This is a genomic window from Hydrogenophaga sp. GW101-3F08, from assembly GCF_059424585.1.
Genome location: NZ_JBWKZP010000027.1, coordinates 1 through 613, shown reverse-complemented (window position 1 = coordinate 613; position 613 = coordinate 1). Strand labels below are relative to the sequence as shown.

Sequence of the window (613 nt, the reverse complement as noted above, 5' to 3'; positions counted from 1 at the left end):
TCTCCACCGTGCCGGCGGTGCGGCGCCAGCGCTGGGTCTCGGCCAGGTCCAGCGCCACGATGTTGTTGCCGGCCTTCTCGGCGATGGCGCGCCCCACCTTGTCGCCTTCGTCCATCGCCCGACCGAACAGGGCCGCGGTTTCGATGCCGGAGTTGTTGTCGATGACCTTCTTCAGGTCGTCGGGCAGCTTGCTGTAGGCCGCGCGGTTCATGGAGAACGCAAAGGTCTGGGTGTACAGCCCCTGCTTGCCGGCAAAGGTGGTGTGGTTCTTCACCAGCTCGCTCACCTTGAGCGCGGGCGTCACTTCCCAGGGAATGGTGGTGCCGTCAATGGTGCCCTTGGACAGCGCGTCGGTCACGGCCGGCACCGGCATGCCCACCGGCGTGGCCCCCAGCTTGCCCAGCATGTTGTTGATGATGCGCGAGCCACCGCGCACCTTCATGCCGCGCAGGCTCTCCAGCCCCGTCACCGGCTGCTTGGTGTGGAACAGGCCCGGGCCGTGGGTGTGCACCGCGATGAGCTTGACGTCCTTGAACTCGTCGGCGGCGAATTTCTCCACGTACTCCTGGAAGGCGCGCGAGGACTGCTCGGCCGAACCGCTCATGAACGGCAG

1 protein-coding gene is annotated in these 613 nt (G+C 66.6%); it reads right to left on the bottom strand.

Annotation, left to right across the window (positions count from 1 at the left end; all coding sequences use genetic code 11):
• On the bottom strand, positions 1-613 hold a 613-nt coding region (locus AC07YZ_RS25450; RefSeq protein ID WP_494796787.1), incomplete at both ends, for a TRAP transporter substrate-binding protein.